At 36.4% G+C, this 13,759-nt stretch carries 14 protein-coding genes; 2 read left to right on the forward strand and 12 right to left on the reverse strand.

The window, feature by feature from the left end:
• Positions 1-9: 9 nt before the first annotated feature.
• The gene (locus J0N78_RS22655) at positions 10-522 is read right to left on the reverse strand and encodes a hypothetical protein (protein WP_209125369.1); all 513 of its coding nucleotides are present in this window, start codon (positions 520-522) and stop codon (positions 10-12) included.
• Between the two features lie 108 nt (positions 523-630).
• Here J0N78_RS22655 and J0N78_RS22660 point away from each other — a divergent pair, with 108 nt between their 5' ends.
• A complete protein-coding gene (locus J0N78_RS22660; RefSeq protein ID WP_209125370.1) occupies positions 631-1,032 on the forward strand; it encodes a YueI family protein in 402 nt (133 codons plus the stop codon).
• 60 nt (positions 1,033-1,092) lie between these two features.
• On the opposite strand, the gene J0N78_RS22665 is transcribed toward J0N78_RS22660, so the two are convergent.
• Both J0N78_RS22665 and J0N78_RS22670 read right to left on the reverse strand, forming a co-directional pair.
• Positions 1,093-2,556 (reverse strand): spore germination protein, encoded by a 1,464-nt coding sequence (locus J0N78_RS22665; RefSeq protein WP_247747493.1) that lies wholly within the window; start codon positions 2,554-2,556, stop codon positions 1,093-1,095.
• 126 nt (positions 2,557-2,682) lie between these two features.
• A complete protein-coding gene (locus tag J0N78_RS22670; protein ID WP_209125371.1) occupies positions 2,683-3,738 on the reverse strand; it encodes a M42 family metallopeptidase in 1,056 nt (351 codons plus the stop codon).
• Positions 3,739-3,849: 111 nt separating this feature from the next.
• On the opposite strand from J0N78_RS22670, the gene J0N78_RS22675 reads away from it, so the two are divergent.
• Positions 3,850-4,725: a hypothetical protein gene (locus J0N78_RS22675; RefSeq protein WP_209125372.1), complete on the forward strand. Its 876-nt coding sequence runs from the start codon at positions 3,850-3,852 to the stop codon at positions 4,723-4,725.
• Here J0N78_RS22675 and J0N78_RS22680 read toward each other — a convergent pair.
• From J0N78_RS22680 to J0N78_RS22720, 9 genes are all read right to left on the reverse strand, one after another.
• Positions 4,714-6,255, reverse strand: coding sequence for a rhomboid family protein (locus J0N78_RS22680; RefSeq protein WP_209125373.1), 1,542 nt, complete (start codon positions 6,253-6,255; stop codon positions 4,714-4,716). The genes J0N78_RS22675 and J0N78_RS22680 overlap by 12 nt on opposite strands.
• A gap of 6 nt (positions 6,256-6,261) precedes the next feature.
• A complete protein-coding gene (locus J0N78_RS22685; RefSeq protein WP_209125374.1) occupies positions 6,262-7,011 on the reverse strand; it encodes an HAD family hydrolase in 750 nt (249 codons plus the stop codon).
• A 114-nt stretch (positions 7,012-7,125) separates the two neighbouring features.
• Positions 7,126-7,323, reverse strand: a complete 198-nt coding sequence (locus tag J0N78_RS22690) for a hypothetical protein (RefSeq protein WP_247747494.1) — start codon at positions 7,321-7,323, stop codon at positions 7,126-7,128.
• Positions 7,324-7,379: 56 nt separating this feature from the next.
• A complete protein-coding gene (locus J0N78_RS22695; protein ID WP_209125375.1) occupies positions 7,380-8,339 on the reverse strand; it encodes an L-lactate dehydrogenase in 960 nt (319 codons plus the stop codon).
• 120 nt (positions 8,340-8,459) lie between these two features.
• Positions 8,460-9,470, reverse strand: coding sequence for a ThiF family adenylyltransferase (locus tag J0N78_RS22700; protein ID WP_209125376.1), 1,011 nt, complete (start codon positions 9,468-9,470; stop codon positions 8,460-8,462).
• 36 nt (positions 9,471-9,506) lie between these two features.
• Positions 9,507-10,292 carry a DUF92 domain-containing protein gene (locus J0N78_RS22705; protein WP_247747495.1) on the reverse strand — a complete coding sequence of 262 codons (786 nt, stop codon included), beginning with the start codon at positions 10,290-10,292 and terminating at the stop codon, positions 9,507-9,509.
• Positions 10,289-10,852 (reverse strand): 5-formyltetrahydrofolate cyclo-ligase, encoded by a 564-nt coding sequence (locus tag J0N78_RS22710; protein WP_209125377.1) that lies wholly within the window; start codon positions 10,850-10,852, stop codon positions 10,289-10,291. The genes J0N78_RS22705 and J0N78_RS22710 overlap by 4 nt, the downstream gene beginning before the upstream one ends.
• A gap of 395 nt (positions 10,853-11,247) precedes the next feature.
• Positions 11,248-11,397, reverse strand: a complete 150-nt coding sequence (gene rpmG / locus J0N78_RS22715) for a 50S ribosomal protein L33 (protein WP_209125378.1) — start codon at positions 11,395-11,397, stop codon at positions 11,248-11,250.
• An 83-nt stretch (positions 11,398-11,480) separates the two neighbouring features.
• The gene (locus J0N78_RS22720) at positions 11,481-13,457 is read right to left on the reverse strand and encodes a glycoside hydrolase family 15 protein (RefSeq protein WP_209125379.1); all 1,977 of its coding nucleotides are present in this window, start codon (positions 13,455-13,457) and stop codon (positions 11,481-11,483) included.
• Positions 13,458-13,759: the final 302 nt, after the last annotated feature.

The raw sequence follows: 13,759 nt of genomic DNA on the forward strand, positions 1-13,759 counted from the left end.
CAAAAAAACCTAAAATAATTTAATTATCGCAATGATGAGAAAATAAACTAGCGGTAAATAAGACACAAACTCTATTCGCCTGGTTTTTTGTAACACAATATATTGAATAATTTGACCTAAGAGGATGGCAAAATAAAAGAAGATGACTGAAACTACATGAAGCCATATGCTTACTTCACGAATTTTCCACTCGATACCAAAAAGAAAAAATAATAAAAATAAAATGCTCCACAATACTCGAGATTGCTTATGAAAATAGCCCATCATCGGATGAAAGTTCATAAACGCAAGGATTATTATTGCTAAAAGGACAATGCCTACTAAAATTTCAATAAATCGAAGAGCTAAAATGGTCTCAAAATAACGGCCAACAAGAAAACCTAAATAAACCGTAAATGCAAAGAATACCGTTGTGAGAAACACTTGCAATTGAGTTGGCATAAGCCTTTTAGATATCATTAAACCGCCAATCGCGATCCCTATGAATACACTGTAAAATATCGCTATCATCCCATTAATCATTATAAATCCTCCTTCTACAATTAGTGAAACAAGCTGTTTTTATCACTATATGTAAGAAAAAAGTGAAAAAGACACCAAACACATTGGAGGAACAAAAAGGAGTGTATTATGGAAGACAAACTAAAGGATATTATTAACCGTGGACTTTACGGTAATCCTGAAATTAAACCAGAAGAACGAAATATTTTTCTTACAACTATTATTGAAAGAATTCATCTCGCTTTAACAAAAAAACAAGTTATTCATAAAGGGATGTATGACCAGGCCGTTACTCTCTTAAGTAAATCAAATAATATCCATCTATATATTAATGGAAATCTATCTTACTCACTTTATTCGAACTATGTGAAAGAAGCAAATAAACATAATATTCCATTTACAGTTGTCAATGCGAATGAACAAACACCGATCGGTCTCGTCATAGCAACTGAAAATCAAGCCATTAATAAATCAGACATTTTTATAAAAGATAGCTTCTATGAAATGGAGTTCCACATAAATGAAAAGTAAGCTGAGCACAGAGCTTAGCTTACTTTTTTTTCTTATACATTTTTACATTATTATAAGGATTTATCGATCCGGATCAAGTGGGTGTATAGCAGGTGGTCTACGGTCCTTGAGAGGTATCGGTGAACGTAACAAAACATCACGAAACCCTTGGTAGGAGAAAGGAAGAAACGGCCATAAATATGGTGTTTGAAACCCTTTCATCCTAACTAGTAATAGTATAAATAATACTGTTCCTACTAAGTAACCTCCTAAACCAAATATGGCTGTACTAATTAATAAAAGAACTCTAATTAAACGATTGGCAAGACTTAATTCATAACTTGGAGTGGCAAAGGAGCCAACTGCAGCAACCGCTAAATATAAAACTACCTCTGGAGAAAATAGCCCGACATTAATAGCGACTTCTCCGATTAATATCGCTGCGACTAATCCAAGCGCAGTCGCTAGTGCACTTGGCGTATGGATAGCAGCCATCCTCAACATTTCAATGCCAACTTCAGCTAATAAAAATTGGGCATATATAGGAACCTGTCCTACATCATTCGGTCCAATATAAGCAAACATTTCCGGTAATAGATGTTGATTGGTTGCAAATAAATACCAAAGAGGCAGCAAAAAGATCGAAGCCCACACAGCTGCAAAGCGAACAGCTCTTAATGCTGCACCGATAACTGGTTTTTGTCGATATTCCTCTGCATGTTGTAAATGATGCCAAAACGTTGTCGGCGTAATCATAACACTTGGAGACCCATCTACCATAATCACAACATGCCCCTCAAACAAATGGGCAGCAACGACGTCTGGACGCTCAGAATACCGGACCATAGGATATGGGTTTAAATGCTGTCCAAAAATAAATTCTTCGATTGTTTTGTCTCCCATAGGCAACCCGTCTGTATCAATTTTATCAAGTGCTTGACTAATTTTATTAACAACTTGAGGATCAGCAATATCCTCTATGTAGGCAATACACAAATCTGATTTTGACCTTCTACCGACACGCTTATATTCTATTCGTAACGTTCGGTCTCGAACTCTTCTACGAGTCAATGCAGCATTTTGTACTAATGTTTCAACATAGCCGTCTTTCGCCCCACGTATCACCTGTTCTGTATCAGGTTCTTCAGGACCTCTTACTGGGTAAGTTCTCGTGTCCAATAATATAATTTGATCTAATCCATCTACTACTAAAGCAGCTTGTCCGGCTAACACATCGTCAACAATGGCATCTAGATCATCATTTGTATCAATTTCGACATACGGGATATGTGTATGCGTAAGCGCTTTTAATGCGTTTCCCTGTAAATCTTCAGGCTTAAGTAAAAGGAGTTCTCTTTGAATTTGTGTTAATGAGAAATCTTTTGCAAATCCATCAACAACAAAAAGCGCCATCGGAATTTCTGCATACTCTAAGTCAAGGTGAATGATGTCAAAACTTTTATCTACACCAAGCGCTTCTTTCAAATATTTAATATTTTCCTCGATCTTTTTCGAAACAGGGTGTATTACTTTCTTTTTTGCCAAGGAAATCGCCTCCACTTCCTGCATATTTTTCACAAATATAGCGACTTTCATGCAAAAAAAATATGTCAGGCACTTGGAGATGCCTGACACCATTATTTCGTAAATCAATATTGCATATTTCCATTATTAATTGTTTTCATTCATTGTTGAAAATAAATAATGATAGATTAATTTTGACGTATTTTCTAATGAGTCAGTATGGGTACGCTCATGGGCATGAGAAGCATCAATGCCTGGACCAACCAAGCCGTGAATAATATCATGACCAGATCGAATGGCTGCCGACGCATCAGAACCATAGAATGGATAAATATCAACGGCATAGTTTAATTTTTGATCTTTTGCAATTTGAACTAGTTTTTTTCTAAGTCCTGTATGGTAAGGTCCACTAGAGTCCTTAGCACAAATCGAAACACAATATTCAGTTGTTGCTTGTCCATCACCAATCGCTCCCATATCCACTGCTATATATTCGACGGTTTCTAGCGGTATGTTTGAATTTCCACCATAGCCGATCTCTTCATTATTTGAAATTAAAAAATGGGTTGTATAAGGTAATGGACGTTTTTCTTCGATAACATCTTTAATAATATTCATTAAAATTGCAACGCTCGCTTTGTCATCCAAATGACGTGATTTCACAAAACCTTGATCCGTGACTTGGAATCTTGGTTCAAATGAAACGAAGTCTCCAACTTCAATCCCTAACTTACGAACTCCTTCTACATTTTTAACTGGTGCATCTATACGAACTTCAATATTTTTCTCATCGCGCTTTACTTCACCTGAATTTTTATAAACATGTACAGAAGACTGATGAACTAGAATTGTTCCTGTATATTCTTTTCCATCACTTGTTTCGATCTTGCAATATTCACCTTCAACTGCATTCCATCTGAATCCACCAATCATTGTTAAGCTTAAACGTCCATCATTTTTTATTTCTTTAACCATTGCTCCTAACGTATCGACATGAGCAGTTAACATTCGATGCATCGTTTCATCTACTCCAGGAAGTGTCACAATTAATCCACCTTTTCGATTTTTCTTCATCTCTACTCCTAATGGTCTTAACCAATTTTCTACAGCTGTAATCACTTTTTGTGTATTTCCGGAAGGACTAGGAATGTTAACAAGCTCCTCAAGTGTTTTGATCACATTTTGTACATTAAATTTTTCCATCGTTAAACTCCTTTTCGTTTTTTAGGCAGTATTCATAAACTTTTTTAACATATTCAGTAAATTTCTTACATAAACATAACTGAATAATAGGCTGTCCACCGGAGGTAGCATATGAATAAAAAACGAATTGCTATTTTTATTTTCTTCAGTATTTTTGTCATTCTATTTATTAGTTTTCTCGACAGAAAACCAACATTTCTTGAAACACTTACATTTGAACCAATTGATGAGCAAGTAGAATATATAAACGCTAGTACATCTCTGCGATTTCTTACCATTGAAGATGAAGATGAATACTTCATCGATTGGAGTGTTTCTTCACAATTAACTAAAGAAGCATATTTTAGGAAAGACTTCTCTTTTTTATTTGAAGATGGTAGGTTGACTCAAGTCATGTCCAAATGGGATAAGAATAAACAAGATATGAATAATAGAAAAACGATCAATGGGGAAGATAGCGGTCATTTCCAAGCCGTAACTTTCCACCATTCTGAAGTTCATTACCCAAATGATGATATAAAAAGTCGATTATCGATTAGTTGTGACGAACTATACGTAATTGATTCACCACTAGCTCCTATTCAATCATTCAAAGAGCCCTCAGATGAGAAGGAGTGGGAGGGAAAAAGAATTCTCGATTATATTGTCGAACAACAATTAACCTATATTTGGAATGACATGTTAAGTGAATATAATATTAATACGGATCACTATATGACATTTCCACTAACTACCATTTGTAAATATAAAGAGATTCCTCTACCAAATCTTTCTGAAGATCAATCGAGACTTGTTATTCATAAGATTTGGGAGAGCATTTATAATGAATACTTTGCTGGTGTACAAGACCAACATCACTTAGGAATACAGCCAGCAGGAAGTACCATGCCACTCATATTACTATCTAACAACAATGATCACTTTATCATCCTTTTCCAAACCTTAAAAGGAGAAAAGGTACACCATCTAAAAATCTTACCGTTTTAATTTTTCTTTTAATTGAACGTAAGGCTCTTTCTCGGGTGAATATATTAATGCTTGATTCACAGCTTGAAAGGCCTTTTCAGTTTCATCTATCTGTACGTATATAAGTGCAAGATTATAATGTGCTTCATGAAATTCAGGTCGTAACTCAACAGTACGAATAAAATTCTTTTCAGCATCTTTAAGATTTCTTAAATGTACTTCTGTAAATCCTAACAAAAAATAGTATTCAGGTAAGTCAAGATTTCTCTCTTCCAAAGATAATAATAACGAATAGGCTTCTTCGTACTCTTCTTCCTCCAACAATTCTTGAGCAAACTGCAGGTGTATCATTGGTTCTCCCGCCTTTTGATCATTTATCATTCCAAACGTAAATAAGCCATACCCTAATATAACGACAATTATAAAAAAAAGAAATTGTCTCATTCGGACGTTTTGACTAGGAAGCTGCACGACAAAAGAAGCTAGAAATCCACCAATTAACCCTCCTATATGTGCACTGTTATCTATCATCGGGACTAGAAATCCTAAACTTATGTTAATAATAAGTATAACAATGACACTCATTCCCATTGTTCGAAAAAATAGTTTTCGGTGGTTTACACCAAAGAACAGCAAGGCTCCAAAGCAACCAAATATAGCACCTGATGCACCCGCAGCCACTTGCTCGTTAAAGGCATAGCTAGATATTGAACCAAATATGCCTGCAATCATATAGATAAATAAAAAACGCAAGCTTCCGAAAATCTTCTCAACCGCACTACCTAAATAGAAAAGTGCTAATGAGTTCATAAAAAAATGAATAAAACCGATATGTAAAAACATGGCTGTAATAAGTCGCCAATATTCTCCAGCTTCAATCAGAGGGTTATATTTAGCCCCATATTCTATTAAAGTTGCAATTCTCATACTGCCACCATTCCATTCAAGAACTCCAAACATGATGGCAACTGCAAGTAAGAAGAAATATGTAAGTACCGGCTTTCCATATGTAAAAATCGATTGTTCAGCATGTAATCGCTCTTCTGCCTTAGTTAAAACCTCAGTTCTCAAACGTCTAATCTCAACTTCAATTTCTTCAATAAACATATCTTCTATCGGTTTAGTATTCATTAAAAAAAGGTGCAACCGTTTAAGTTCTCTAGCTTTCTTATCGTAATCCGCTTCAATTAAATAGGAATGCATGACCGTTTTGTGTTGACCTACCGTTAACGGTTCCAAAAATAAATGTTCCCATGAGTCAACAGGACCATAAGTAGAGACATAAATATTTTCCGCTACCATTTTACGAAAGCTGAGTTGTCTACGTAAATCATTGAACTTCACTAGAGTGGCTTGCATATCATCTTTTAATCGATTACTCCAGTTCATGTCTACTCGAAGCACTCGTATGACTTTAGGGAGCTTATCGTCTTCTTCTTCCAACCAAACCTCATTATACCTTGGGTTTACTTCAATAACTCGCATTCCTTTTTGGATGACAAGATGGTGGACAAGTTGCCAATAAAAAAAATCCTGCTGCAAAGCGTCCATTTCCCCTCACCCTTTCATTGATTGGTCATCTCTTAGTACATTCAATACTTCCGTTAGCTTCTGACAAGTTGCCAGCGGTTGATGGTTTGTAGCAGATGGCTTATCTCTTGTATTTAAATAAATCGCATCCCACCCCGCATCAATAGCACCGCAGATATCATGCTCCCAAGAGTCCCCAATAAATAATTTTTCTTTAGTTTCCCCAAGTTTTTGTAAAGCTATATCAAAAATTTTCCGGCTTGGCTTAGCCACTCCTAGTTCTTCGGATATAAAAATTTGGTCGTTACTAATGAAGCTAGCTAAGCCAATCTTTTCTACTTTTCGATATTGAGTATCTGCAGTACCATTCGTTATAATTCCAACGATAATCCCACTTTGTTGCAGTACACTCATTAGTTCGAACAATCCTTCATAAGGTTCACTAAAAGTATCCACAATATCATAATAATGGGCATGAAATGCATCTGCTTCTTCATCAGTATACGGTAATGCAAACTCCTTCATCGTATCGTGATAACGTAAACGACGATATGTCTTCGCATCAACTTTTTTGGTTTCGAATTTTTTCCAATATATATCACTATATCTCTTAAAAGAATTAAACCACGTCGAAAGATCAAGTTGATTTTCTATCACGTTTTTTTCTAACCACTTCTGCTGTAGCTGTTCAAAGCAATAACAAATGGCCTTTTCAAAAGCCTCTTCATGACTGAATAATGTATTATCTAGATCAAAACAAATTGTTTTCCACTGCAAAAACACGCCCCCCTTTCTTTCCATATTATATCAATTTTAATCTATTCCTTCAGCACTTACATAAATATGATAAAAAGCACTGCCGCTCTTGACAGTGCCTCGTATGACTATAAATTATGAGTTATTCATGGCTCCTGTTTTTGGGCCAAACATCATTTCTGACATAAACTTTTTTCTTAAACCTGGAATTTTCATCGTCAACTGCACTGCAGTCTTTCTAATCCACCTTTGTCCAAGTAATACGTTTAAAATTCGATATCGAAAACGATAGGCAATATAGACAATAATGAGCATGAATATTCTAGATATCAAGTAAATCTCCTCCTTCGCTCATAATTTGCCTATTTCACGTTGAACTTATTCTCTTTCTATTTACTGAAGTTAATGACCGGTTCCATCGCTATCCTTAATACCGTAGCAGAATGATGAAGCTTCTCTTGCTCCTCCACATTTAAATCTAATTCAACTATTTCTCGAACTCCGTTTCGATTGACTACAGCAGGTACACCAATATAAATATCATTTAAATTGTACTGGCCTTCTAGTAAGGCTGATACAGTTAAGATTGAATTTTCATTTCGCAAAATAGCTTTCGTTAATCGAACAAGCCCCATCGCTATCCCGTAATAGGTTGCACCTTTTCGTTCGATAATATGGTAAGCAGCATCTCGAACATTGACAAAGATTTCATCCAATCCTTCTTTCGTTATATTCGATTGGTCATCCTCTACATAGCCCAAGATCGATCTTCCACCAATGTCTGCATGACTCCAGATCGGTAATTCAGTATCTCCATGTTCCCCCATAATATAAGCATGAACATTTCTTGAATCAACATCGAAATACTCCCCTAACAAAAAGCGGAATCTCGCTGTATCTAAAATCGTTCCTGAACCAATTACGCGCTCTTTTGGTAAGCCTGAAAACTTCCACGTTGCATAGGTTAATATATCTACTGGATTTGTAGCCACAAGGAATATACCATCAAACCCAGATTTCATCACTTCAGTAACAACTTTATGGAAGATTGCAGTGTTTTTTTCTACTAAATCAAGTCTTGTCTCCCCAGGTGCTTGGTTTGCTCCAGCAGTAATGACTACTAAATCGGCATTTTTACAATCAGCGTATGTTCCACTCCAGATTTTCATCGGTGTTGAAAAAGGTAAGCCATGGTTTAAATCCATCGCATCTCCTTTAGCCTTTTCTTTATTGAGATCAATTAATACCATTTCATCAGCAACACCTTGATTAAGGAGTGCATAGGCATAACTCGATCCTACAAAACCTGTACCAATAATTACTACGCGACTGCTTTTTGAGTTGTTCATTAAAATGCCACCCTTCATTTGGATTACCATACACTTTGATTGTATATTATTTCACAAACTTTTTAGGGATTTGAAAACGTTGCATTCATGGCAATTTTGTTACAATACTATATTAAGGAACTATAAGCCAATATACTTCGAATAAATGGCTTTCGCCTTTGCTATATCTTCAGTTCCTTGTACAAGTGCACGACCGTCTGAAAATAGTACGATTTTTCCACCATCATTTAATTGAGCTCGTAATAAAAAGGGTGTTTTTTGGACGGACGCTACTTTACTTAACCGTGTTTCCCACTCACTTAAATCAAAGACTTTCCTCATATGGAATTGTACCGTTTCACGCCCGCACAGAGAAGTTACTTGGTCTTTACCCATTTCTAAAGCAGGATATTTTTTTTGTTGGCAAGTTGGACATTCTTTATCTGCTGCAGTAAATTTAAGCTCATATGTATGATTTCGCCAAACATCAAATGTCATGAGACTTCGGCGTTGTTCTTTTGCTCCAACTAAGTACTTCATAGCTTCTACCACTTGGTAAGAAGCAACTATGTCAACAACAGGAGAAATAACACCAATCATATCACATGTTTGCCCACCCGTTTCTCCTTCTTTAATAAAACAACGTAAACAAGGGGTTTCACCCGGCACGAATAAAGCCGACATCCCTCTTGAGCTGACTGCACCTCCATAGACAAAAGGTATTCCTTTTTTAAAACAAATGTCATTTAAAAGGAAGCGGGTTTGAAAGTTGTCGGTCCCATCAAGAACAATGTCCATACCTTCAATGAATTCATCTATATTTTGCAATGTTACATCACTAACTATTCCTTCAACTTTTACATTTGAGTTAATCTGTGCTAACTTTTGTTCAGCAGCAATCGCCTTCGGAAGCGCCTCTACCACATCTTTTTCAGTAAAAAGCATTTGCCTTTGTAAATTACTCATTTCAACATAGTCTCTATCAATAACTCGAACAAAACCAACTCCAGCTCGAACGAGGTGATTAGCGAGTACCGTTCCAAGTGCCCCCATTCCAACAATAAGAGCACGACTTTGCGACAGTTTAATTTGCCCTTCTTCACCAATTGGTGAAAACAGCATTTGTCTAGAATAGCGTTCGTTTCCCTTCATTTTTTCTCACCTTACTTTTCTATAGCTTTATAATGATTAGAATAACATGATAAAAAGTGCACCAAAAATACTGCCGACTAACGTGCAGGCGAAGTTAACTACATCATTATTTATCAAGCGTAATCCTTTTATCTGCTTCGTTTTCTGTTGACAATGAAACAATTGTTCAGTCGTTATTTGACATATATTACATTGATATTCGACCTGAAAAAGTGCACCGATGAATGTATCAGAAAAATTTCCAATTATTCCAGCAATCATAAGGAGACCTACCATTAATATACCATTAGCGTAATGATCATATAATAGCAGGCATGTACCGATACTTGAAATCAATAATGCACCACATATGCCAGCTAGAGTCCCAGCTGTCGAAATCGCTCCTGAAGTTCCTTGTGTTACACGTTTTTGCTTTAAAATATGATAAGGCAACCCTTTACTTAAACCACCAATTTCAGAAGACCAAGTATCGCTATTTGCAGCGGCTAAAGCACCGATAAAAGCACCAATCCAAACTAGATCATTAGTAAAGAAAAACAATAGTGAAATCAACGCAGCAATACCACCATTTGCAACCACTTGCATTGCATCTCTTCGCTCTCCTTTTTCAACAACCTCATTTCTTTTAGCGCTTTTTTTGTAGGAACTCCAAAAAGTAGAGGATATGAAAAAGGAAGCTAATACGAGAAGTCCACCTATTTCTAACCCTAACGCAATACAACTTCCAATACCAATTGCAGCCACCATACCTGAACAGGATAGCTTATCAAACCAGTAGGCTATCCCAGCGAGTAACACGACACCTATTACAGACAAAATCAACTTACGTACACCCGATCTTCTGTAACTATCATTTGAACAGGAATGTCAAATGGCTCAAGGGGTATACCATGAATTAACTGTTGTTCAAAAGCAAGTGCACAGGTATGACCTTGATAATCGACTAGGTATCGATCATAGTAACCTCCACCATACCCTAAACGATTCCCACTTGTGTCAAAAGCTACCCCTGGCACAATGATCAAATCGATACGGTCACGTTCATAAGGTAAGCAAACTTGTACATTAGGTTCTTTTAATTGAAAATATGTACTTTCAAGGTCATTAAAATCATTAATTTGAAAGAAAACCATTTCACTTGTTTCGGGATAAGTTTTGGGGGCAACGATCGTTTTCCCTTCTTCCCATGCTCTTTCAATGATCTCATATGTATTAACTTCATTTCCTTTTGAAATTGTAATGGCGATCGTATTTGCCTCTTTCCATAATGCAGTTGAACATAAATGCTCTTTTATTTTATCACTTTTGCTCTTATATTCTTCTGTACTCATTTTCGTTAATTTACTTTTGACCAGTGATCGTAATTCTTTTTTTTCATGCATGCTCACACCTCCAGTCATATTCATTTTATTTGGCGTGAAGAACCAAGCATCCGCTTGGCTACAGTCCAAAAAACAAATAGCAATAATCTTTTAGGAAAGCTGTCTTCGTAAACTTTGTTGCTATTGGACCGTTTTTTGAACATAAATCACCCCTAATGGACAAATTCATTTGTCCATCTGGCTGATTTATGTTCAAAGGCTTCACGCCAAAGCGTGAAGAACCAAGCATCCGCTTGGTTAACGGTTCAATAGCTAAAAGCAACAATCTTTTAGAAAAGAGCCTTTAGGAAAGAGCCTTTTATTTAGAAAACCACGACTTTTGCACTTTAGTCGAAAGTGCAAAAAAGACCGCAAATCCTAAAATTATAGGGTTTTTGCGGTCTCATTTGATTACCTTACTTCGTTTCACGGTGTAAAGTATGTTTCTTAAGTCTTGGGCAATATTTTTTTAGCTCAATACGCTCAGGGTTTGTGCGTTTATTTTTAGTAGTGATGTAGTTACGATCACCAGTTTCAGTGCAAGCTAAAGTTACTTGTACGCGCATTATGTTCTCCCTCCAAATCTCATGTTTTCATTCATACCTTTAAATGATAGCAAAGATAAGCCAAGGTAGCAAGTGTATCTTTTTTACACTTTATAGGATAACCTTTTAAACACTTGGTTATAGTCGTTCATCACATCTACAAAGGTTGCGTGTGACCACGTAAGCGGCGCTACTGACAGTGGTTCACCTGTATAGGGATGGATTTGTTCAGGCAATAAACCACTACTTAATGAATGTTCACACACCCATTGAAAGATTTCATAAGCTGGCTGTAGCTCATCTAAGCTTTCTGCTTGAAGAATGTGCCATTTAGCCACCCATAACGAACAAATAATCCAAGGGTTTCCTGGTACCTCTTTTACATCATCTGATTGCTTAAAATACGTATCATTTTCATACCTGGCATATCCACCAACTTTTGTTTTTAATCTAAGCTGTTCACTAACTAGACTCATCGTCTTCCTTACTTTCTCTTCCTTTGCATCATATAGTCCAAAAGCAAAAAGACCGAAAAGACTACTTTCAGGAGTTTGATCTCGTTCAATTTCTCCAGTTGCTTCATCTTTATAAATCCCTCTATAAAAAACCCCAATTTTCGTATCAAAAAGATGTTGTTCTATGCCTTCTTTTATTCGTTTAGCACCTTGTTCATACCGCTCAGCACTCTCTTCTTCACCTAAAAGGTTAGCAAAACGAGAAGCAGCTAATAAACCACCATAAACAGCACTTGCAGTAAATGTAAAGATACCCCGACGCTCTTCCCATAAATCATAAGAAGGGGCAGGTAAACTTAACTCTTCATCAATAAAGCATAATAAAAATTCGGCACTAGGACGAACGAGTGGTCGGTAAAGAGATTGCGCAAATTCAATATCACCAGTAGCCGCATAATCTTCCCAGAACGCCCATAATACAAGAGCTGTTTCATCTTCTTGTATAGGCAATTGCTCCTCACCACTAGCACCAATAAGCGGATGCCAGCTTGAACCAATCGAACCATCAGGGTTGTACTTATGAAATAAATAACCATCATCTGATAACACTTCACTACACCGTCGAAAGAAATTACGAACCATTCCGTGATACCCCGCTTTAACCATTGCTTGTGCAATCAGTGCTCCATCTCTTGGCCACATATAGCTATAATGGTCTTGATTATATTGAAGGATATCCGAATCGTTGGCAGCAATAATATAGCCATTTTCATTGGTTTGCGTACGAATAACGAGAAGACTTCGCTTGTATAAGTTAATCATCTCGGGAGAAAAGTTAGCTGCTAACACTTCCCCTTTATTAACCCAACTTTTCCAATACGTATGAATTTTATTTAATGTTTGTTGAATACCAGTTTCAACGACGTACTCATTTAATGCTTGTACATCCTTTAACGATTTACCTACAGTCATCCAATAATAAGCTTCTTGTGTCGATTTAGGTGTAAGTACTCCCTCTAATGAAAATGTACTATCAACAGAACCTTGTGCGATTGGATTAAAATGCAGCTTTCCGTCTTCAGCATCACGAAAAGTTCCTTCTTGTGCATGAAAACGTTTAACACCTGTTGTGTATTGCTTAATACCTTCTTCACCAAAACAACCGTTAAACAAAAAGTAACGATTTCTTTTATAATGGATCATCGTTCGGTCCTGAGGTGAAAAGAAGGCTGTATCGCCTACTTCATTTTCGTATATAGCGAGGTCTTGGTGAAAAAACAATTTAATTTCGCGCTCTTCCTCTGACAAATTTTCGATGGAAAATTTACGGATAAACACCATTTCCCGTTGATGCACACCTTCTTCTACTCGAATTGCTATTTTTTGTTCTGGTAATACGGCTTGACTATTCGTTACTAAAGAGTCATCATGGTAGTCGGTTTGAATGGTCCATTGATTAGAGTTCAACCAAAAAAAGGCATTGTCAATCCAGACTCCAATCCTATTCGGATGTCCTTGGACATGATTTTGATGACCGACATACGGGAAGTAAATATCTCTTACTTGTAAATCCTTATCAATATTAACGAGTAGTTTACCGTTCCCTACTACAAGTTCTCTAGGCAAAATAAAAACCTCCCTGTTATGTATGTTTATTTAAAGACTTAGCATATCAGCAAGTTCTATACGTCGACTTATTATTCTCATACATCTTTCCTTATCTTACTGTCCATCTTTTCTTCAAACAAGCAGTCTATTTTGTCTTATCTTGTCACACATCGAAGTTTCAAGGGTTACCGAGCACAAAAAAAGTTTTTCTTCCATTTTTGCAACTAAATCCTTGATTTTATGAAGAATTTTGGTTTATTATGGGAAAACTTGAAAAGATGTATTGACAAAGGCATGTATAATGAAAAGAGGCACAAAAA

Source organism: Alkalihalobacillus sp. BA299, assembly GCF_017745675.1.
Taxonomy (GTDB): domain Bacteria; phylum Bacillota; class Bacilli; order Bacillales; family Bacillaceae_F; genus Alkalihalobacterium.